17 protein-coding genes and 1 pseudogene are annotated in these 22,152 nt (G+C 42.5%); 10 read left to right on the forward strand and 8 right to left on the reverse strand.

Annotated features, from left to right (window positions below; all coding sequences use genetic code 11):
* The first annotated feature begins 186 nt into the window (after positions 1 to 186).
* Positions 187 to 1,245 carry an outer membrane protein Omp38 gene (omp38, locus tag C8322_RS02835; protein ID WP_005252738.1) on the forward strand — a complete coding sequence of 353 codons (1,059 nt, stop codon included), beginning with the start codon at positions 187 to 189 and terminating at the stop codon, positions 1,243 to 1,245.
* A 103-nt stretch (positions 1,246 to 1,348) separates the two neighbouring features.
* A complete protein-coding gene (locus C8322_RS02840; protein WP_044108388.1) occupies positions 1,349 to 1,882 on the forward strand; it encodes a cysteine peptidase family C39 domain-containing protein in 534 nt (177 codons plus the stop codon).
* Positions 1,883 to 1,934: 52 nt separating this feature from the next.
* Here the strand turns inward: C8322_RS02840 and C8322_RS02845 are convergent, their stop codons facing one another.
* The 3 genes from C8322_RS02845 to C8322_RS02855 all read right to left on the reverse strand — a co-directional run bounded on the left by C8322_RS02845 (position 1,935) and on the right by C8322_RS02855 (position 5,868).
* On the reverse strand, positions 1,935 to 3,398 hold the full coding sequence (locus C8322_RS02845; RefSeq protein ID WP_111810361.1) for an amino acid permease: 1,464 nt from the start codon (positions 3,396 to 3,398) through the stop codon (positions 1,935 to 1,937).
* The gene (locus C8322_RS02850; protein ID WP_103800550.1) at positions 3,398 to 4,432 is read right to left on the reverse strand and encodes a methyltransferase; all 1,035 of its coding nucleotides are present in this window, start codon (positions 4,430 to 4,432) and stop codon (positions 3,398 to 3,400) included. The genes C8322_RS02845 and C8322_RS02850 overlap by 1 nt, the downstream gene beginning before the upstream one ends.
* Positions 4,433 to 4,497: 65 nt before the next feature.
* Complete coding sequence (locus C8322_RS02855; RefSeq protein WP_103800551.1) at positions 4,498 to 5,868, reverse strand: uracil-xanthine permease family protein; 1,371 nt, start codon at positions 5,866 to 5,868, stop codon at positions 4,498 to 4,500.
* A gap of 162 nt (positions 5,869 to 6,030) precedes the next feature.
* Here C8322_RS02855 and typA point away from each other — a divergent pair, with 162 nt between their 5' ends.
* On the forward strand, positions 6,031 to 7,866 hold the full coding sequence (gene typA / locus C8322_RS02860) for a translational GTPase TypA (protein WP_111810362.1): 1,836 nt from the start codon (positions 6,031 to 6,033) through the stop codon (positions 7,864 to 7,866).
* Between the two features lie 151 nt (positions 7,867 to 8,017).
* Complete coding sequence (mscL, locus tag C8322_RS02865) at positions 8,018 to 8,455, forward strand: large conductance mechanosensitive channel protein MscL (protein ID WP_111810363.1); 438 nt, start codon at positions 8,018 to 8,020, stop codon at positions 8,453 to 8,455.
* A 107-nt stretch (positions 8,456 to 8,562) separates the two neighbouring features.
* Here the strand turns inward: mscL and C8322_RS02870 are convergent, their stop codons facing one another.
* Together C8322_RS02870 and mutM are read right to left on the reverse strand one after the other, a co-directional pair.
* A complete protein-coding gene (locus C8322_RS02870) occupies positions 8,563 to 8,847 on the reverse strand; it encodes a peptidylprolyl isomerase (protein WP_004891582.1) in 285 nt (94 codons plus the stop codon).
* On the reverse strand, positions 8,847 to 9,704 hold the full coding sequence (gene mutM / locus C8322_RS02875) for a bifunctional DNA-formamidopyrimidine glycosylase/DNA-(apurinic or apyrimidinic site) lyase (protein ID WP_111810364.1): 858 nt from the start codon (positions 9,702 to 9,704) through the stop codon (positions 8,847 to 8,849). Before mutM ends, C8322_RS02870 begins: the two co-directional genes overlap by 1 nt.
* 377 nt (positions 9,705 to 10,081) lie before the next feature.
* Between mutM and C8322_RS02880 the strand changes: the two genes are divergently transcribed.
* The 3 genes from C8322_RS02880 (at position 10,082) to C8322_RS02890 (ending at position 13,581) form a co-directional block, all read left to right on the forward strand.
* On the forward strand, positions 10,082 to 11,347 hold the full coding sequence (locus C8322_RS02880; protein ID WP_111810365.1) for a carbohydrate porin: 1,266 nt from the start codon (positions 10,082 to 10,084) through the stop codon (positions 11,345 to 11,347).
* Between the two features lie 92 nt (positions 11,348 to 11,439).
* A complete protein-coding gene (locus tag C8322_RS02885; RefSeq protein ID WP_111810366.1) occupies positions 11,440 to 12,564 on the forward strand; it encodes an NADH:flavin oxidoreductase/NADH oxidase in 1,125 nt (374 codons plus the stop codon).
* An 81-nt stretch (positions 12,565 to 12,645) separates the two neighbouring features.
* Positions 12,646 to 13,581, forward strand: coding sequence for an AEC family transporter (locus C8322_RS02890; protein WP_108675462.1), 936 nt, complete (start codon positions 12,646 to 12,648; stop codon positions 13,579 to 13,581).
* A gap of 47 nt (positions 13,582 to 13,628) precedes the next feature.
* Here C8322_RS02890 and C8322_RS02895 read toward each other — a convergent pair whose 3' ends face one another.
* A complete protein-coding gene (locus tag C8322_RS02895) occupies positions 13,629 to 14,447 on the reverse strand; it encodes a tetratricopeptide repeat protein (protein ID WP_111810367.1) in 819 nt (272 codons plus the stop codon).
* A 227-nt stretch (positions 14,448 to 14,674) separates the two neighbouring features.
* Here C8322_RS02895 and C8322_RS02900 point away from each other — a divergent pair, with 227 nt between their 5' ends.
* Positions 14,675 to 14,926 (forward strand): hypothetical protein, encoded by a 252-nt coding sequence (locus C8322_RS02900; RefSeq protein ID WP_004814532.1) that lies wholly within the window; start codon positions 14,675 to 14,677, stop codon positions 14,924 to 14,926.
* Between the two features lie 42 nt (positions 14,927 to 14,968).
* Here the strand turns inward: C8322_RS02900 and C8322_RS02905 are convergent, their stop codons facing one another.
* Both C8322_RS02905 and C8322_RS14700 read right to left on the reverse strand, forming a co-directional pair.
* Entirely contained in the window at positions 14,969 to 15,694 is a 726-nt protein-coding gene (locus tag C8322_RS02905; RefSeq protein WP_103800558.1) for a YgfZ/GcvT domain-containing protein, read from the reverse strand.
* A 116-nt stretch (positions 15,695 to 15,810) separates the two neighbouring features.
* Positions 15,811 to 17,949: pseudogene (locus C8322_RS14700) on the reverse strand (multicopper oxidase family protein).
* 781 nt (positions 17,950 to 18,730) lie between these two features.
* Here C8322_RS14700 and acnD point away from each other — a divergent pair.
* Together acnD and C8322_RS02925 are read left to right on the forward strand one after the other, a co-directional pair.
* On the forward strand, positions 18,731 to 21,337 hold the full coding sequence (gene acnD / locus C8322_RS02920) for a Fe/S-dependent 2-methylisocitrate dehydratase AcnD (RefSeq protein ID WP_108675461.1): 2,607 nt from the start codon (positions 18,731 to 18,733) through the stop codon (positions 21,335 to 21,337).
* A 76-nt stretch (positions 21,338 to 21,413) separates the two neighbouring features.
* On the forward strand, positions 21,414 to 22,133 hold the full coding sequence (locus C8322_RS02925; RefSeq protein ID WP_111810368.1) for a hypothetical protein: 720 nt from the start codon (positions 21,414 to 21,416) through the stop codon (positions 22,131 to 22,133).
* Positions 22,134 to 22,152 lie beyond the last annotated feature (19 nt).

Consider the following 22,152-nt stretch of genomic DNA (forward strand, 5'->3'; position numbering starts at 1 on the left):
GTAAGTAATTTTGTCAATAATTTACTTGATTAAATTAATCAAGCACTTGGAAAAATAATAAAGTGTTTGTATGATGCCATGTGAATAGCTTAAGAATAATACTGGGGTAATAAAAAGCCTATCTCAGGATGGCCTAATTACGGGCTTGAGCTTGAACAACAATTGTTATCTCTGGAGGATAAATCCATGAAAATGAGTCGTATTGCTTTAGCTATGCTTGTAGCTGCACCTTTTGCTGCTGCCAATGCAGGCGTAACTGTTACTCCGTTGATGTTAGGTTATACCTTCCAAGACACTCAGCACAACAATGGCGGTGACGATGGAGAGTTAACCACCTTTGGTCAAATGGAAGATGATTTATTTGTAGGTGCGGCGATTGGTGTTGAATTAACGCCATGGCTAGGTTTTGAAGCTGAATATAGCCAGGTTAAAGGCGATATGACTGATCTACCTGGTGCTGAATACAAAGGTCAGAATATTGCGGGTAACTTCTATGCAACTTCTGATGTATTCACTGGTAACTATGACAGCAAAGTGAAGCCATACATGCTTTTGGGTGCGGGTCACTACAAATATGAATTTGATGGCGCTACAGATGCTGCTATTGGTCGTGCAGGTCGTGGTCTTGAAGAAGAAGGTACTTTAGGTAACGCTGGTGTTGGTGCATTCTGGCACATCAACGATGCACTAGCGCTACGTACAGAAGCTCGTGGTACTTACCACTTTGACGAAAAATTCTGGAACTATACAGCACTTGCTGGTCTTAACGTAGTTCTAGGTGGTCGTTTGAAACCAGCTGCTCCAGTGGTAGAAGTTGCTCCAGTTGAGCCTGTAACTCCGGTTGCTCCAGCTCCACAAGAGTTGACTGAAGATCTGAACATGGAACTTCGTGTGTTCTTTGATACAAACAAATCAAACATCAAAGATCAATACAAACCAGAAATCGCAAAAGTTGCTGAGAAGCTAGTTGAATATCCAAACGCTACTGCTCGCATCGAAGGTCACACTGACAACACTGGTCCACGTGCATTAAACGAACGTTTATCTCTAGCGCGTGCTAACTCTGTTAAATCTTCACTTGTGAACGAATACAACGTAGATGCATCTCGTTTGTCTACTCAAGGTTTTGCTTGGGATCAACCGATTGCTGACAACAACACTAAAGAAGGCCGTGCTATGAACCGTCGTGTATTCGCGACGATTACTGGTAGCCGTACTGTTTTAGCTGAACAACCAGCTCAATAATTCGTTATTGAATACTGATTAAAAAGGCGACTCTCTGGAGTCGCTTTTTTTATGTCTGCATTTTGACTACACTTAGCCTGTTAAGATGTCGTTGAGTAAAAATATGAGTGTTGAAATTCCTGAAGACTTGCAAAATCTGGAAGCCAATGGCGGAATTTTTGCAATATGGATGATTTTTCATCATTATGGCATTGATTTGAATATTCCTGATTTAACTCAGCTCTGTCAACATGACCCTGAAATGGGAAGCTCAAGCATCGCACTTGCAGTTGCTTTAAAGACATTGGGTTTGGATGTCAATTTTTGTACTGAACATGATGCAGATAAACAGCCAATTGAAGTCGATTTCTATCAACAAGCACATCGCTTAAATATTCCTGTTATAGAACAGCCATTGTCTTATGCAGAAATTCAGGAAAATGTAGAAGCAGGCCGTTTTGTGATTGTGTTCTATGACACCTTAGAGGGAGTAGGGAATCATTCCCTGATATATGAAATTGATGAAAATGAAATCAGCTTCTTTGATAGTTTTGAGTCTATGCCTAAAGAGGTATTTGAGCAGCAACGTCGGGTAGACGGAATTTGCCAGCAAGTGATTGTGATTGATGATCGCAATTTTGTGATGCGTCATAGTTAATTCAAGAAATAAAAAATCAGCCCGTAAGCTGATTTTTTTAATGAATAATTTTTTATTCCTGATCAAGTTTCATCGGCTGCACATCCATCTCTTGATAAGAGACCAGTTTGGTTTTTTTCTTCCATTTGTAGCCGAACCAAATGGCTAGGAATAGCGGAATACTGATATAGGTCGATAACACACCCATCCATTGACCGGACAAAACATCCTGATAGTTCTGTCCAAGGACGACAATCGCACAGAGGATAAACGCAAACCAAGGGGCGAAAGGAAAGAATTTAGCGCGATAAGCCAGATCCTCAAGTTTATAACCTTGAGCCAGATATCCTTTACGGAAGCGATAATGAGATATTGCAATACCCAACCATACAATAAATCCACACATACCAGACATATTGAGTAGCCAGTTAAATACTTCCTGTTCACCAATAAATGTTGTCAGAAAACATAATGCTGCGATTGCAGTGGTAGCATATAGTGCATTCATTGGAACACCGCGCGCATCCAGACGACCAAACAATTTTGGTGCACTGCCTTTACGTGCCATATCAAACAGCATACGGGTAGAGGAGTACATGCCCGAGTTACCCGCAGACAGAATTGCAGTCAAAATCACCGCATTCATTACACTGGCAGCAAAAGCGAAACCGGCTTGCTCATATAGCAAAGTGAAAGGCGAAAGCGCAATATCTTCACTAGACGCTGCCTGTAAAAGACGTGGGTCATCATAAGCAATCAGGGTGCCGATAATGAAGATACACACAATATAGAATAACAGGATACGCCAGAAAATTTGCTTAATTGCTACTGGAATGGTTTTCTGCGGATCTTTAGATTCACCTGCAGCAACACCGACCATTTCAGTCCCCTGGAAGGAGAATCCGGCAATCATCGCCACCCCGATCAGGGCAGATAAGCCGCCCACAAATGGTGCTTCACCTTTGGTCCAGTTGGCAAATGTAGCAACCTCAGGAGTTAACATGATTTTTACAATCATGAAGATACCAATGATGATAAACGCAATAATCGCCAGCACTTTGATTAAGGAGAAGAAAAATTCAGATTCACCAAAGCCTTTTACCGTCAGTGCATTAATCCCGAACACCACCGCCAGGAACAGGGCGCTCCAGTAAAAACCAGGAATATCCGGAAACCAGAATTTCATGATGAACTGGACTGCGACCAGCTCAAAGGCTACGGTGATTGCCCAGTTGTACCAGTAGTTCCAGCCTAAAGCGAAACCAAAACCACCTTCGACATATTTAGTACCGTAGGTAAAGAAAGCACCTGAAGTCGGATTATGGGTTGCAAGCTCCCCCAAGCTGGTCATCAGGAAGTAAATCATGACACCAATGAGCGCATACGCAAGTAATGCACCACCTGGTCCGGCATTGGCAATGGTTGCACCTGAAGCCAGGAACAAACCTGTACCAATTGATCCACCGATAGCGATCATATTCAGATGACGAGCACTTAGCTTACGCTGCAGCTGTGTGCTGTTTTGGGTTTCGCTCATCATGATTCCTTAACATTTTTTTGAGTGCTGGCGAAAAGCACCTTGAAGCCTTGTTGATCAGTTTTGACTGTGCACTGGCCAAAACTTTGCTCAATTAAAATCGGGTAATTTAAAAAGCGGTTCGCCACAATCCATAATTCACCACCAGACTTGAGATGACGACGTGAAGTCTTGCACAGATTTTCACTGGCATCATAGTTGGTCTGAATGCCCTGATGAAAGGGTGGATTACTGACGATGGCGTGCAAAAATAATGGTGCATCTTCAATCCCGCTCACTGCCTTAATTTCAAGTTGCTCAGGCTCAAGCTGATTTTTCTCAAAAGTCATTTTAGTAGAAGCTAATGCAAAAGCATCTACATCTAAGGCAAAGATACGATTGTTCGGATTGAGCTTGGCAAGATAGGCACTAATGACGCCGGCACCACAGCCAAAGTCGGCAATTTTACCTGAAGTCACTTCAGACAGGTAGGGCAGGAAAACTGCTGTACCGACATCCAGATGATTCTGGCTAAATACACCAGGGAGTGCACAAATCTGTAAATCGCCTTTGGGAGTAGAGACGCTATAGGTTTGTGCCCAGTCAGCTAATGCTCTTTTCTCGACGTTGCAGTCTAGTGTCAATTGCCATAATTGGCAATGTCGTGCGCTATCAAGTTTGAGGCTTTTACCATAAGGTTGCAGCTGTTTTGCCGCGCGTTCCACGCCACCTTTTTTCTCACCTACCAAAAATACCTGGCTGCCTTGTTTTAGGTAAACCGCTACATTGTGAATCAGGTAATTGAGTAATTCTCTGGATTTTGGAACAAAGATTACAGCTTGATCAAATTCACCTTCAGGAAATTCTGCACCAAAATGTACATTGGCTTGCTGGGCCTGAAAATACAGGTAGTCATTATAATTCCATGTCCACACTGCAGCCTGAATGGATTGATCAAATTCAGCCAGCAGATGATCCGTTGGAGGATTAATCAGCAGTACACGACCCGACAAATAATCATATTGTCTTAATAAAACTTCGCTTTTAGCATCCATAGGAATCTCTCCAATAGAAAAACACTGTCCAAGTTCAACTCAGACAGTGTTTTCTGGACATGAACTTACTTCTTTGTTTCAGGAAGTACAATATTTAGAATCAAGGCCGCAATACCGCCGGTCGCAACACCAGAACTAAAGATATTACGGAATAATTCAGGAAGATGTTCCAGAATCTGTGGAACCTGTGCCACACCCAAGCCTAATGCAAGAGAAATTGCAATGATTAGTAGAGCACGACGGTCCAGGTGAATACCAGACAGAATGTTAATACCAGAGGCAGCGACTGCACCAAACATCACCATCACTGCGCCACCAAGAACAGCTTGAGGAACCGCCTGAATCACGCCAGCCACTGCTGGAAGTAAACCCAGAATGACTAAAAGTGCTGCAATCCAGATGCCGACATAACGGCTCGCTACACCAGTCAATTGAATCACACCGTTATTTTGTGCAAATACAGAACTTGGGAATGTATTGAATAAACCCGCAAGTAAAGAGTTCGCCCCATTCACTAACACGCCACCTTTAATACGCTTCATCCAGGTCGGGCCATCGACTGGCTGGTTAGAGAGTTTAGATGTTGCAGTAATGTCACCAATCGCTTCTAGCGAAGTCACCAAATAAATAAACGCCATTGGAATGAATAAGCTCCAAGAGAAGCTTAATCCAAAATGCATTGGTGTCGGGATCTGAACCAGTGGAGCATCTTTTAAGCCTTCAAAGTTCAGGTGACCCATAAAGCCAGCAAGAATATAACCGACAACCAGTGCGATCAGAATTGCCGAACTTTTTACCCAGGTAATGCGCACACGATTCAGTAAAATAATCAGTGCTAGAACTGTACATGACATGATCAGGTTGTCAGCATTAGCAAAGGTTTTGTCATTCATGGCCTGATAGCCACCACCCATGCTGATTAGGCCTTCTTTAATTAAAGTCAGACCAATCAGTAAAACTACAATCCCTGTTACTAAAGGCGTGATCAGCTTTTTAATCCATGGCAGGATTTGCGATACGCCCATTTCAATAAATGAACCTGCAATCACCACACCAAAGATCGAAGCCATGACAGCTTCTACGGGTGTACCGGCAGCAACCATCGCCGAACCAATACCAATAATTGGACCAATAAAGTTAAAACTGGTGCCTTGAACAATCAGCAAACCTGCACCAAATGGACCAACTTTTTTGGATTGTAAAAAAGTCGCGATCCCTGAAATTACCAGTGACATGGATAAAATCATGTTAGTGTCTTCTTTAGAGACACCTAGTGCCAGACAGATCAGCAGGCCAGGAGTCACAATTGGGACAATAATGGCCAGTAAATGCTGGAATGCTGCTAGAAATGCGATAAATGGTTTAGGGCGATCTTCAAGGCCGTACACGAGGTCAAGTTGATCTTTGGAAGGAGGAGATTGATTAAAAACAGACATGTGTCAATGCAAATTAAGGCGGGGTGGCGCTATTCTAATCGAGTTACACGTCATTACAAAAGGCATTGGAAAAAAAATTGACGAAGTCAACAAACTGTCACTGTCAAAACTTTGTATTTTTCTGTATAATTTGCCCTCAAATTTAATACGTATCGAATTTACATGTCAGATATTAAAACTCTCCGTAACATCGCCATTATTGCGCACGTCGATCATGGTAAAACCACTCTTGTAGACAAACTTTTGCAACAATCAGGTGCTCTCGGTGATCGCGCGGGTGAGATCGAGCGTGTCATGGATTCTGGCGCTATTGAAAGTGAACGTGGTATTACCATTCTTGCAAAAAACACTGCAATCAAATGGACTGATGCACGTACTAACACAGAATATCGCATTAACATCGTGGACACCCCGGGACACGCCGACTTCGGTGGTGAAGTTGAACGTGTTCTTTCTATGGTGGACTGCGTATTGCTTCTTGTAGACTCACAAGAAGGTCCAATGCCACAAACTCGTTTCGTAACGCAAAAAGCGTTCGCACGTGGTTTAAAACCAATTGTCATTATCAACAAAGTCGACAAGCCAAGCGCACGTCCTGACTGGGTAATTGACCAAGTATTCGATTTATTCGATAACTTAGGCGGTACTGACGAACAGTTAGACTTCCCGGTTGTATATGCATCTGGTCTTCGTGGTGTAGCGGGTCCTTCTCCTGAAGAACTTGCTGACGACATGACACCGTTGTTCCAAACAATCGTAGACATTGTCGAACCACCAGCAGTTGACGTTGATGGTCCATTCCAAATGCAAGTATCTTCACTTGACTATAACAGCTTCGTAGGTGTAATCGGTGTTGGTCGTATCCAACGCGGTTCAGTGAAATTAAACACGCCTGTGACTGTGATCGACAAAGAAGGTAACACTCGTAACGGCCGTATCTTGAAAATCATGGGTTACCATGGTTTAGAGCGTGTTGATGTTGAATCCGCTCAAGCAGGCGACATCGTTTGTATCACTGGTATTGATGCACTCAACATTTCTGACACAATCTGTGATCCGAAAGCAGTTGAAGCACTTCCAGCACTTTCTGTAGACGAGCCTACAGTGTCTATGACCTTCCAGGTCAACAACTCACCGTTTGCTGGTAAAGAAGGTAAATTTGTAACTTCACGTAATATCCGTGAACGTCTTGACCGCGAATTGATCCACAACGTAGCACTTCGTGTTGAAGACACTGACAGTCCAGACCGTTTTAAAGTATCTGGTCGTGGTGAGCTTCACCTTTCAGTTTTAATTGAAAACATGCGTCGTGAAGGCTTTGAAATGGGCGTGTCTCGTCCACAAGTCATCATCAAAGAAATTGATGGTGAAAAACAAGAGCCATATGAAAACGTAACGTTTGACGTTGAAGAACAGCACCAAGGCGCTGTAATGGAGCAAATGGGTCACCGTAAAGGCGAAATGACCAATATGGAAGTTGACGGTAAAGGCCGTATCCGTATTGAAGCAACTGTACCTTCACGTGGCTTGATCGGTTTCCGTTCAGAATTCCTGACCATGACTTCTGGTACGGGTATCATGACGTCTAGCTTCTCGCATTATGGTCCAATGAAACAAGGTACTGTTGCGAAACGTCAAAATGGTGTACTGATTTCTATGGTTCAAGGTACTTGCCTGGGCTATGCATTGTTTACGCTGCAAGACCGTGGTCGTCTATTCGCTAAACCACAGTTAGAAGTTTATGAAGGCATGATCGTAGGTATTAACTCACGTTCTGACGACATGGTGGTTAATCCAACTAAAGCGAAACAGTTAACTAACGTACGTGCGTCTGGTACTGATGAAGCATTGACTCTTGTTCCAAACCTTGAATACACGCTAGAACAAGCGCTTGAATTCATTGAAGATGATGAGCTGGTTGAAGTAACACCGAAGTCAATCCGTATCCGTAAGCGTTACCTGACTGAAAACGAACGTAAACGTAACCGTTCTAAATAGGACCGGTCACTTATACGAAAAAAGCCGCTGAATCAGTTCAGCGGCTTTTTTATTGAGTAGAAATTACATACACTTAATAAATTAGTTTTAAATAGAAATCCCTAACTAATGTATAATCCATCACAAAATTGCATAAAAAACTGGTGACTTTATGAGCATTATTCAAGAATTTAAAGAATTTGCGGTGAAAGGCAATGTCATGGATCTCGCAGTGGGTGTGATCATTGGCGGTGCTTTCGGTAAAATTATCGATTCTATGGTGAAAGACATTATCATGCCTGTCGTGAGCTGGATCTTGGGTGGTGATGTTGATTACTCTAACTGGTTTGTGGTGTTAGGTGATAATCCAAATAATGTGACCAATTTGGCTGCTGCACAGGCAGCGGGTCTGAATGTTCTTGCTTATGGTAATTTCCTGACGATTTTAATTAACTTCCTGTTATTGGCATGGGTCGTATTCTGGTTAGTAAAACTAATGAACAAACTGCGTCGTAAACAAGAGGTAGACCCAGAGCCAGCAGCAACACCGGAAGATGTTGCATTATTACGTGAAATTCGTGATGAGTTAAAAAAACGACCTGAAGCTTAAGCTTTCTTGATCAAAAAACGGCGCTTCTCGCGCCGTTTTTTATTTCTTAACCTCTCCCTAAAAGAAGAGGGGAAGTCCCCCTTTACTTATAGAGGGATTTAGGGGGATTAAAAATCCATTCGGAACTTGATTTCTAGCAAATGAAAACCAAACTGACTTTTCACTGGTCCATGCAAAACACGTTCTGCAGCAGTAAAAACCAGTTTATCAATCACTGGGACCAGCTGACCTTTTTTCACTTCACCCAGTTCACCACCGCGTTTAGCTGAATTACAGGTCGAATATTGTTTAGCGATCTTGGCAAAATCTGCGCCTGCTAGAATCTTTTTCTTGAGCTGTTCGGCAGTTTCTTTATCTTTGACCAGAATATGACGGACGATTGCAGTCTTCATTAGTTTTTACCTCGTACAGCTGCTACACGTTTACTGGAAAGCTTTACCTTCTTTAGCGGCTGGCATTCAGGACAGTAGACAGATGCACGTTGTCCTAATTTGATATTTTCCAGCGTGGTTTCACAGTTCACACACATTTCCCCAGCACGACCATAAGCCAGCAGCGTTTGCTGGAAATAGCCATTTTCTCCCATGGCATTGGTATAGTCGCGTAAGGTTGAGCCACCCAGATCAATCGCCTGCTTTAAAATGCGCTTAATTTCAATGACCAGCTTTTCAATCTGCTCAAAACTCAAGGTAGAGGCAGGTTGTGCAGGATGAATGCCCATATTGAATAGGCTTTCGGTTGCATAAATATTGCCTACACCCACGACAACATGGTTATCCATAATTGCAACTTTGGTGCCAACATTTTTATTTTTTAATTTTTCAAATAGATATTCAGCATTAAAACTATCACTGAGTGGCTCTGGTCCAAGTGTATCAATCAGCTTGCTTTGAGATTGTGCATCTAACCACAGGATGCAGCCGAAACGGCGTGGGTCATGATAGCGTAGCTGGATATCTTCAAACTGAATAATCAGATGATCATGCTTACGCAATTCTTCACTGGCCTCACATAAACGAAAGCTACCTGACATGCCTAAATGCCATAGCATCGTATCCTGTTCAAATTGCGCCAGAATATATTTGGAACGACGTGTCAGTTGAATCAGGCGTTGTCCTTGCAAACGAGCAATATCCTCAGGAATCGGCCAGCGTAAGCTTGACTGATGCACCTCCACGTATAGAACTTTCTGATCAAGGAGAGGCAGGAGACTGGTTTTGGTGGTTTCAACTTCTGGTAATTCAGGCATAACATTTAGCAGCTAATATCATGACGCTAATATTGGGCGTTTTATAGTTGAATGCAAGTCCTGTTTAAAAGAGAACTGAAAATTGAAGATGGAAATTTATTTTAACAATTGTTTAAAAAATAAACTTTAATATCAGGTGTATTTTTACTGTTAGGTTTAAAGAGAAACGGATTTTAGATCTTATTAATTAAATAACTGAAAAATATACATTATATAAATTAAATTTTATATAAAATATTATTTCTTATAACTTAAAGTTTTACCAATAATAAAAAAAATGCTGTGTATTTAAGTGAAAAGTTATGTAACGTTCTGTATCAAGTCATACAGGGCAAGTCTCAGGTTGCCTTTACTCTCTCCGTATGTTTAGGTTTTATATGAAAAAGTTAAGTCTCGCTTTACTGCCATTCATGGTAGCCATGACTTCAGCTCAAGCTGAATCTGCATTTGATCCTCAGGGGCAGTACCTGTTAGGGGACTGGGATGGAAAGCGTACAGAACTTGCCCAGCAAGGTATCAAGTTTGAGGCAAATATACTGACAGATACGGCTTATCTTGCAGAGGGTGGCCGTAATGAAGGAGCAGATCCATTAACTTCTGCACAGTTATGGGTAGGTACCCAGTTAGATATGGAAAAACTGGCAGGCTGGGATGGTGTAACTGTTCGTGCAGTAACTACCGCACGTCAAGGCCAAAGTACTTCAGTGCGTGATTTACAAGGAAGTGCTCCTCATATGGCCAATGTTCAAGGTACTTTTGGTCGTGGTAACCAGGACAGTCGTTTAAGCGAACTGTCAATTGAGAAGACCTTTAAAGACCAAGGACTGAGTATTAAAGTAGGTCGTTTAGGTCTGGGTATGGACTTTAATGTCATGGCTTGTGATTTTGCCAGTACAGCATTCTGCGCTGCACAGATGGGTAAATGGCAGGGTAATATCTGGATGAATACCCCGGTATCTCAATGGGGGGCACGCGTTAAACAGCAGTTAAATCCTGAAGTTGCAGTTCAAGTAGGAGTTTATGAATTTAACCCGGACAATGGTAATGGCAAGGCTGAAGGTCAAGGCTGGAGTCTGAATACCGACCATGCAGATGGCGTGACAATTCCAGCAGAAGTAATCTGGACACCGAAATCATTAGTGAATGGCCTGCCAGGCAGCTACCGTGTCGGCGGGATGTACAATACTGCCGATGATGTTGCCAACCAAAAGGATATTGCCAATCCTACTGATGCCAAAAACCGTACCTTTGCCGGCTGGTTAGCTGTAGAACAACAGTTAACGTCTACAAGTCAGGGCCGTCAAGGTTTGCATTCATTTGCCAACTTTACCTGGCATGACCGCGATACCAATAAAGTGGATAATTCACAACAAATCGGTGTGAAATATATCGGTCTTGCGGACAGCCAGCCGAATGATATTTTAGGTTTAGCAGTAAACCGTGTGCATGTGAATAATCGCTTTGCTGATTCACGGCCAGCTTTCAATGCTGATGCAGAATACAATATTGAACTGAACTATAGCTATAACGCAACAAACTGGCTGATGCTGCGTCCAAACCTGCAATATGTCATTAATCCAGGTTCAAGCAACAATGTGGATGATGCACTGGTACTCGGTTTGACTACACGAATCATCTTCTAAAGTTTGATCGTTCACGTTATAACTAAACAGGCTCTTAAGAGCCTGTTTTTATTTTTAGAGTGAAACTGGGCAATAAAAAGAGGAAATATAGCGTGGCATTACTATTTCAACCTATTCAATTTGGATCACTGCAACTTCAAAATAAAATCGTAATTGCGCCGATGTGTCAGTACTCTGCAACAGAGCAGGGGGAAATTACCTATTGGCACGAGCAGCAATGGGCTAACTATGCCTTATCGGGTGCAGGTTTATGTATTGTCGAAGCGACTGCGGTACAGCCAGAAGGCCGGATCAGTTATGCCGATTTGGGCTTATGGAATGATAGCCAGACAGCACAGATCAAGACCTTACTGGAGAAGGTACGATCTCTTTCGCCAATGCCTTTTGCGATTCAGTTGGCACATGCTGGGCGTAAAGCCTCCACAGATAAACCCTGGGAAGGCAAGGGGCAAATTGCACCAGATCAGCCTTTAGGCTGGCAGACTTTCTCTGCCAGTGATATTCCCTTTCAAGCACATGAGCACCCACCAAAAGCCTTAAATCCTGAGGAAATCCAGCAAGTAATTCAGGACTTTGCTGCCAGTGCCAAGCGTGCTGTCGAAGCAGGATTTGAGCTGATTGAGCTTCATGCTGCGCATGGCTATTTGCTGCATCAATTTATGTCACCTCTGTCGAATCAGCGCCAGGATCAATATGGCGGTTCATTTGAAAACCGGATTCGTCTGACTTTAGAGGTCTTTAAAGCGATGAAAGCTGCGGTTCCTGAAGGCTATCCAATTGGCGTGCGTATTTCTGCAACCGACTGGATGAAAGATGTTGAAAGCTGGAATATTGAGGCTGCTGTTGAACTTTCTAAAGCGCTGGAAGCATCGGGTGCTGTCTATATCCACGTTTCGAGTGCAGGTTTACATGTAGACCAGAAAATTGATGTGCATCCGAATTATCAGGTTCCTTTTGCGGAAGCGATTAAAAAGGCGGTCAATATTCCAGTGATTGCAGTCGGTTTGATTACGGAAGCAATGCAGGCAGAAGGAATTCTGCAATATGGACAGGCAGATGCTATCGCGCTTGCGCGTGGCATTTTGTATGATCCACGCTGGCCATGGCATGCAGCTGCGACACTCGGTGAAACCGTAGAGGTGACGCCTCAGTATTTGCGTTGCCAGCCACATGGTTTGCGTGATCTGCTTAAGCCTTTCTCCTCAGCGGACAAATAAAACTGCTTGTTGAATGAGTGCAAGTTAATCGTTCAGGGATGAACATATTAAGGAACAATGCAGTAAAACTGCAGAAAATTAATGTTATTCACTATTCTATTTCCAATTTGTGCCGTCGTGTTTTTAGGTTATATCGCTGCACGAACCCAATTTATCACCCCCTCGCTGATTACGGCGATGAGCCAGTTTGTAATGAAGATTTCCTTGCCAGCTTTTCTGTTACAAGCCTTGGCAAGTAAACATCTCAGCGATATCTGGAGTCCACAGTATTTTATTGCCTATGCAGGCGGTTCTTTGCTGCTCTATGGCTTGGTATTTTTCTGCTGCCGCTATTTCTTCAAGGCTTCTCTCACTGAGTCCGGTGTGCTGGCCATGGGTGGCTCCATGTCCAATACCGGGTTTATCGGCACGGCGATACTGACTTTATTGATTGGTTCACATTCAGCAATTTATCTTTCATTGACTCTTATTGTAGAAAATCTGCTGATCGTGACCTTGATGCTGATTCTGGCTGAACGGGGTCTGCAGGCTCCCGGTACAACTGGCAAAAGTATATTGACTGGAACATTGCTACGGATCTTGAAAAATCCGGTGATTCTTTCGATTATGCTGGGTATTTTGTGCATACTTCTGGATATTCAACTACCAGAATTACTTAGCTCTACCTTAAAAATGTTAGGGCAAACTGCATCGCCACTGGCCTTATTTGTGATTGGTGGTAGCCTGATTGGCATGAATCTCAGCTCACTGACGGCCTTTAGCTGGTTCCTGACAGCCATGAAAGTCCTCGTCATGCCATTGCTGATTTTCAGTTTATTATCGGCTTTTGATGTCAGTCGTGAGATGCTTTTTATCGGCACATTGCTGGCGGCATTGCCAATGCCAATCGCTTTTGGGATTTTTGCCCAGCATTATGGGGTACAGGACAAAGCTTTACCGCCATTGGTACTCAGTACCTTAATGGGCTTTATTGTGGTGGCAGTCATCCTGACTCAGTCTGGCTATTTTCTCAGTTAAACATTCCAATAAAAAAGCCCCGAATCAGGGGCTTTTTATAGCTTAGGTTAGCTTTTCTTTTGCGCCGTTGGTTGAGCTGGTTTCTTGCTTTGTTCAGCAATCATTTTCTCTACTGCCGCCAGAGACTCTTTGGCCTGTGGAATATTTTCCTGAGCCAAGGCACTAAAGATTTTCTTCGCTTCAGGCAGGTTTTGCGGCACGATATTACCATTGGCAAACATGTTAGCGACTGCCATCAGGGCAGGGATATAGCCTTTCTTGGCAAGCTCCTGAATCGAGCTTAAACCTTGCTGAATCGGTTTTTCATCCTTATTTTTAAAGCCCATGCTGATGTCATACAGGGCTTTGGCATGAATCGCCTGGAAATTATCTTTTTTAACCAGTGGTTGAAGTTTTTTCAGTGCTTGCTGATCAGAAGCAGGTTTTCCTTCAGCAAAAAGTAACACTGCCAGATCCACAGTAGCATCATCAAAACCGGCACTAGATGCGAGTTCCAGATATTGTTTGGCTTTGGTCAGATCCTGTTTCAGCCCCATTGTGCCGCCTGCATAATTTTTACCGAGGACATAGTTGGCAACCGGGTAGCCTTTGCTTGCTGACTGTTCATACAGTTGTACCGCTTTTTTCTCATTCTTTGCGGTGCCCTGACCAGTCTGGGTTAAATAGCCTAAGTTATACAGTGCTTGAGCATTCCCTTTCTGTGCTAACTCATTTAGTAAAGTGTGAGCACCCTTAAAGTCATTGGCTTTGACTAAGGCTTCAACCTTGGCAAATTGAGGATCAACTGCTTCAGCTTTAGTATTTGCATTGGCAAGTGCATATTGAGTTGAAACTGCGAGCATCGCAGCAAATATTATTTTTTTCATGGTTCCTAGACCTTGTTGTATGCAACACCTGATTCCGTGGTGTTTTTTAAATTATTACAGCTACATCATAAAATGATTTTGTACTTTGTAAATATCCTAATTGTCACGAAATACAAATATAATAGAGAGTGATGAAGAGAAGATGAAGACTATTTTTACCACAAAACTTTGAAATTCTATGAATCTCTGATTAAATCCGCGTTTGAGCCATGAAGTAGGGTGAAACAATGTTTATTAAAGGCATTAAACGTGCATATGATCAAATCAGTAAGGATGACAGTATCGCTGATGAGGATAAGTTCGATGCATTACTCATGCGATTGGGTCAAAACTTTTTAGTCAGCAATGAAGACCGTGTATATATTTTTGAGCATGAAGGTAAAACTGCACGCTTCGATGCGAAACATGCACGCGCTTTTCATTTTAAAGATTATGTGATTAAAGACATGAACAAATTGTTCCATGATTTTAATCTTTAAAAAAATCCTCCATATAGGAGGATTTTTTTTAAAGTGATTTTCTTATTGTGGACGAGCGACATCACCACTGAGTGCTTCAGGCAGGTCGAGTACAGTCAAACCTAATTCAGTAATCGCTTCCGGTTTGGCAACCACGAGTGCTTTAAATCCGCTATCAATATTAACGCTATTTACGACTTCTACATCATTATTCAGTTTGCTTGCGATAGCAGGTGCTGCACCTGTACCTTGTACCAGATGCAACCAGTGTTTCGGTTTGGCTTTGAACCATAAACGGGCAATGACTTCCTGACCGAGGTAACACCCCTTGTCATAGTGGATGCCTTCACGCTGATGCAGGCGCAGTTCTTGTGGCTGGAATTGTTCTGCGGTTGCTGCCTGAATCCATGCCTGACCTGATTCAATTGCATTCATTTCCCAAGCTTGAGTATCCGTTGCTTCAGGACCAAATTCGCTATGAATACCTACAGTAACTGGATAAGCTGAACCTACTTCTTCTAACTTCATTTTGGAGAAAGCGCCAAACTTGCGGATGTGCTTGGCAAAGTCTTCGGCCTGATCAGCAGTCACAACAATTTCAAAGCTTTCAGCGTTAATTTTTTTCAGCCATAAACCAAATAGAATGCGTCCTTTTAAACTACAGATTGCGGTATAGCGCGTCTGGTTTTCAGCCAAGGCTTCAGTATTTAAAGTCACTTGACCTTGCAGGAATTTTTGCGCATCTACTCCATTCAGCGTAAATAAGGTAAAAGCAGGAGATGTTGCCATGATCAGCCTCAGTTTGAATACTAAAAATCAATCAAGCTATTGTGCAGCAAGCATTATCTCTAGGCAAATAAAAAAGCCCGCAATATCAGATGCAGGCTTTTAATTAAAAGCGAGAGTTAATGATGATGGTCATGTGAACCTGGTAAATCGGCATTACAGTCAAATTTGCCGCCACAGATTCGTACATATTCCATCATGCCCTGATCTTCATGATCGAGAATATGACAATGCTGTACAAAGTCACCTTCGAATTTCTTGTAATGACTTCGAACAATCACTTCATATCCCGGTTTAACAAAAATGGTATCCTTGAATTGTCCTTTTAAACCTCGGTACTGGACATCATCCAGCTCATTGGGCGTGGTTGCAGGTTCAGATATTGCTTCACTTACGTCCTTTTTATCCGGGTTTAAAATTTTAACAATCTGGAACGGATTGACATGGATATGGAAAGGATGTCCCAGATTTGCGCTGGTCAGTACCCATTCATCGACTTTACCTATTTCTAGTTTGCGCACATATTTGCCATTGACCACACTTTCTCCAGTGAAGGTTTCTCCAAAACTATAAATGCCTGGATGATCAGCATAACGATAACCGAATTTACCATTTGGACCAAAAGAGGCATCGAAAGTAGAGCGTTGTTTCGGTCTGTCTCGAATCAGGTTATCTATTTCTCTGGTCATCAATGAGGGATGATCAGTAAAGGCAGACAGATTAAGTTGTGCTAATTGCGCCTGAATCTCCTTGCTTAAGCCGATTTTCTGTGCCTGATCTTTTAAAAACTGAGCAGCAGTTTGCGCCTTCAACTTGGTGGATTTGACATTTACCCAGCCCAGCAGCTGTGCATTTAGCCCACTGTTAGGAGATAACTGTGGGGTGATTTCACCGGAAGTTCTGGTATTGATTTCATCATCAATATTTAATCTTGAATCAAAGATGCAGTATTTATTGGTGGAGGGAAAGCTGAGCATGGCATCGTGACGATAACCTGGCTGGAACACGGAAAGGGTACGGGTCTGAGCCTGGGTCATCGTTAAACCGTCTTGGGCAATCGTGTGAACTGGCAGGCTGGTCAGTTGATCGAAAGCAACTTTTGAGGCGGGAATGAGAATATCCCCCTGATAGGAAAGACAGGTATCCACCGTTTGTTTGGCAGTATATTGACTGGAGCCAGGTAATTCTTTAATGATTAAGCCAATAGTGTCCCGCACCCCTCCATGAATCATACGCCAGCGGTTAAATTCATTTTGATTGACCTGAATTTCGCCTAATACTTTGCCATTAATTGAAGTGTAGTAGTTATTTAACCCCCAAGAGTTGAAGCTATTCAGACCGGCATAGTTTTCCATCGTGCCTATACCGGCCCCTTTACAATCATTGCTGTTTAGAGATTGGCCTTCAGTGTCAGTACACTCATATTGAATTTACTGGAAGACCAGGATTTTTTCATTTGCATCATTATTCTTAGCTTTATCTTTCCATAAAATGTCGAGATCACCTGTAGACGTCACCTTGCCATTTTTCACTTTAGGTACACGGCTTCCTTCCACAATGAGCGGACCAGCCATCCCACTAGATACCTGAATTGCGGTCGAGCCATGTAAATGGGCATGGTACCAGTAAGTGCCCGCAGGATGATTGGGTTCAATCTTATATTGATAGTCAAGATTCGCCTGCGGGGCAATTTTCAGGAAGACATTGTCACTATTTCCCTGAGGGCTGACCCAGAAACCATGTGTATGTAGGTTGGTGGTATTAAAACAATGGGGTTCATTCGGATCGAGAATATTTTCACAGCTTTCAGGCGTTTCATCGGGCAGCTGATTATTTAAATTAATCGACAAGGTTTCACCCTGTTTGACCCGAATCTGTGGACCAACCAGTTCATCTACAATTCCGGTTTCACGTGCTTCCTGCTTGTTCAATAAACTGGCTTTAGTCAAGTAACCCCGAACCAGTAATTGATCCCATTGCAATTGCCTCGGGTTATAAATCTTATTGGTCTTATATGCCGCAACCAGTTCGTATTTGCCTTTAGCACCTTTTTGCAGCAAGGGTGGATTATTAATGAGTGACTCCGATTTACCAGAGGCGGGAGGGGAAGGGGGAGAAGGATGATCCGGTTTAGTGGGGTGGGTAGGAGTAGGTTTAGTCGGATTGTATGGATCGGAGGGCTTTTTCCCTCCAATCCAGCTGGAAGCCAAAACTGCCACTAATACAGTAATGATCCCAATAATGGCGATCTGTAACATGTTCTTCACCTTTATTAATTTTTATGTTGTGTGTTGTTGTTATGAAGTACTTACCGCTTAGATGTACTGAAATGTTTTAAGGGTGAATATCACCAAATTGGGATATACAGATAGATGACAGGGAAAGGTCAAAACTATTCAAGTAATAAGCTACCCAAAAGAAGTATTAAGTTTTTGAATTAATTATGATATTTAAAGTAATTTGCAAGAAGTCATCGACTGTAAAAAAATCTTAAAAAAGTTAGGGATTTTAATCTGACTCACTTGCTTTACAGGTTCTCAGGTACCAAGCGCATATTACATTTTCCTAAAAACTAAAAAGAGATAGAAATAAACCTGGAAAATTTTATTGATGCTATGGTTTATTGTCAGGCTAAGGACTTTGCCAAAGATGAAAAAGAGTCAAAAAATTATCTATTCAACTAGTGCTATTTTTACCCAGAAACTCAGTTCATCTAAAAATCGTCTTTTGCCTTTAAATGAAAAAATAAAAGATACCGTTAATCTTAAATAAGTCTATTTTTTGAGCTACAAGGCTATTCTCATACTAAAGAATAAGAAGGATTTGCCCGGTTTTTTTCTAGAAAATAAGGATTTAGAGCCATTCTTTTAAAGAATATGTATCCATTTATTTCAAAAACGCTGTTTTTTATATATAAGTTTATGAAATATAAAAGATTTGGGAAATGGCTTTTCCACAGTGTACTATGCCTGCAAAACGATGTGAAACATCTACAACAAGTATGCAGTACAGAAGAACGATTCAAGAGGCAGGTAAGCTATGAACAACAACTACCGTAAACCGCTGCAAGGTACCCAGCTGGAATATTACGACGTGCGTCAGGCCGTTGAAGATATTCAGCCAGGCGCATATGCCAAACTTCCCTATACCTCCAAAGTGCTGGCAGAGCAGTTGGTACGCCGTTGTGATCCTGCCATTCTGGAACAGTCACTGCGTCAGTTAATTGAGCGTAAGCAGGAACATGATTTTCCTTGGTATCCGGCACGTGTGGTGTGTCATGACATTTTGGGGCAAACGGCACTGGTCGATCTTGCCGGTCTGCGTGATGCGATTGCCGATCAGGGCGGTGACCCCTCCAAAGTTAATCCGGTGGTGCCAACCCAGCTGATTGTCGACCACTCGCTGGCGGTGGAGTATGGCGGCTTTGATCCGGATGCATTCCGTAAAAACCGCGAAGTGGAAGACCGTCGTAATGAAGACCGTTTCCATTTTATTGAATGGACCAAAACGGCTTTTGAAAATGTTGATGTGATTCCAGCCGGTAACGGCATCATGCACCAGATCAATCTGGAAAAAATGTCACCGGTGATTCAGAACCGTGACGGTGTTGCATTCCCGGACACTTGTGTTGGTACAGATTCGCATACGCCACATACTGATGCATTGGGTGTAATTTCGGTGGGTGTTGGTGGTCTGGAAGCTGAGAACGTGATGCTGGGCCGTGCATCCTGGATGCGTCTGCCGGATATTATTGGGGTAGAACTGGTGGGCCAACGTCAGCCGGGCATCACCGCAACGGATATCGTTTTGGCCTTAACTGAATTCCTGCGTAAGGAACGTGTGGTTGGCGCTTATCTGGAATTCTTTGGTGAAGGTGCAGACAGCATGTCAGTGGGTGATCGCGCCACGATTTCCAACATGACCCCAGAATACGGCGCAACCGCAGCCATGTTCTATATTGACCAGAACACCATTGATTATCTGACCCTGACTGGTCGTGAATCAGAACAGGTCAAACTGGTTGAAAGCTATGCCAAGGAAATTGGCCTGTGGTCATCGGAAATGACACAAGCAGAATATCCACGTGTATTGCGTTTTGACCTATCGACTGTCACCCGTAACATCGCTGGTCCATCCAATCCGCATGCGCGTGTTTCAACTGCTGACCTGAAAGAGAAAGGCATTGCCGGAGTAGTAGAAAACCGTACCGATGGCCTGATGCCAGATGGTGCGATCATCATCGCGGCAATCACTTCATGTACCAATACTTCCAACCCACGTAATACTGTTGCAGCAGGTTTATTGGCACGTAAAGCCAATGAGCTTGGTTTAGTGCGTAAGCCATGGGTGAAATCATCTTTTGCACCGGGTTCTAAAGCAGCTGCGCTGTACTTGGAAGAAGCGGGTGTACTTGAAGATCTGGAAAAACTCGGCTTTGGTATCGTGGCTTATGCCTGCACCACCTGTAACGGCATGTCGGGCGCACTCGATCCAAAGATTCAGCAGGAAATTATTGACCGTGACCTGTATGCCACAGCGGTATTGTCCGGTAACCGAAACTTCGATGGCCGTATCCATCCGTATGCAAAACAGGCTTTCTTGGCATCTCCACCGTTAGTCGTGGCTTATGCAATTGCCGGTACGATTCGTTTTGATATCGAAAAAGATGCACTAGGCAACGATAAAGACGGCAACCCGATTTACCTGAAAGACATCTGGCCATCGGATGAAGAAATTGATGCGCTGGTAAAAGAATCAGTGAAGCCAGAGCAATTCAAGAAAGTGTATATTCCAATGTTCGATCTGGGTGAGCGTGAGCAGGCAGCAAGTCCGCTGTATGACTGGCGTCCGCAAAGTACTTATATCCGCCGTCCGCCATACTGGGAAGGGGCATTGGCTGCACCGCGTACTCTGGCAAATATGCGTCCGTTAGCCATCCTTGGCGATAACATCACCACTGATCATTTATCTCCATCGAATGCGATTGTGTTGGATTCGGCAGCGGGTGAATACTTAGCAAAAATGGGTGTGCCCGAGGAAGACTTTAACTCTTATGCGACGCACCGTGGCGATCACCTGACTGCACAGCGTGCAACCCTAGCGAATCCTAAGTTGTATAACGAAATGGTGGTCCGTTCTGATGGCACCATTAAGCAGGGTTCTAAAGCGCGTGTGGAACCAGAAGGCGAAGTGATGCGGATGTGGGAAGCAATTGAAACCTACATGAACCGTAAACAACCTTTGATCGTGATTGCTGGTAAAGACTATGGTCAGGGTTCAAGTCGTGACTGGGCAGCCAAAGGTGTGCGTCTGGCAGGTGTAGAAGCGATTGTGGCTGAAGGTTTTGAGCGTATTCACCGTACCAATTTAGTCGGTATGGGTGTTCTTCCACTTGAGTTTAAACCAGGTACAGACCGCAAAACTTTAAAGCTGGATGGTACTGAGCTGTATAGTGTGATTGGTAATATTGCACCACGTTCGACTTTGACACTTGTTATTGAGCGCGCAACTGAAGATGGTAAGGAACAGACGATTGAAGTGCCTGTGACCTGTCGTCTGGATACTGAAGAAGAGGTTTCTGTGTATGAAGCAGGTGGGGTATTACAGCGCTTTGCACAGGATTTCTTAGAAGGGAATGTGGCTTGATGATTTCAAATAGTCTTATTTGATTTTAATATATAAAAAACCTACATTTATGTAGGTTTTTTATTTGTGAAATTCTATGTACGTTCAACCAGAAATACAGAATAGATTAGATACTTTGTTTAAAGATTTTACCTATGCAGATCCAATATCTGAAAATTTGATTGATGATAAATCTTATATTTCTATTTCTCATGAGGATTTTCCTGTTGAAGCTATTTTACTGTTTACCTTACATAAAATATGTAAATTCAGTTCTATTTATAGATGGGATAAGATGCATTGGGGAATAGTTTTTAAATATAAAGGTATTGTGAATATGATAAGTTCACATAAATTTGGTTTGAGAATTTATAGTCAAAAACTAAATGGAAGTACAAATCATAAAGAAATCATAAATAGACTAAAGAAGAATATTAAGTTTATCGAGACAAAAATTTTAGCTCAATATGCCGAAGAACAAATTAATTCAAGCAATTTTACAATTCAAAATAACTTTCATAAGTTAGATAATCAGTACATGTACTTTCGTTATGAAGCTCAAAAATTATTTGCTAAAGAAATTACCAGAGAAGATAAAGATTTTACGAAAGTACTTTCAAATTATCTTAGGAAAAAAGATTGGGAAATAGAAGCTGTATATAACGCACTTTCAATGATTGATTCATATTTTAGTAGATTAGAGCATATATTGGTTTTAATACTTCCATTTGCAAAAAAAGATTCAAAATATGAAATTAAAAAAACCATTGGTCAATTTTGGTCTGAAAAAGGCTTTGTTGCACAAACCTATCTGTAAAGGCTTTTTTAGCGATATA

It is taken from the genome of Acinetobacter sp. SM1B (genome assembly GCF_003289665.1).
Lineage (GTDB): Bacteria > Pseudomonadota > Gammaproteobacteria > Pseudomonadales > Moraxellaceae > Acinetobacter > Acinetobacter schindleri.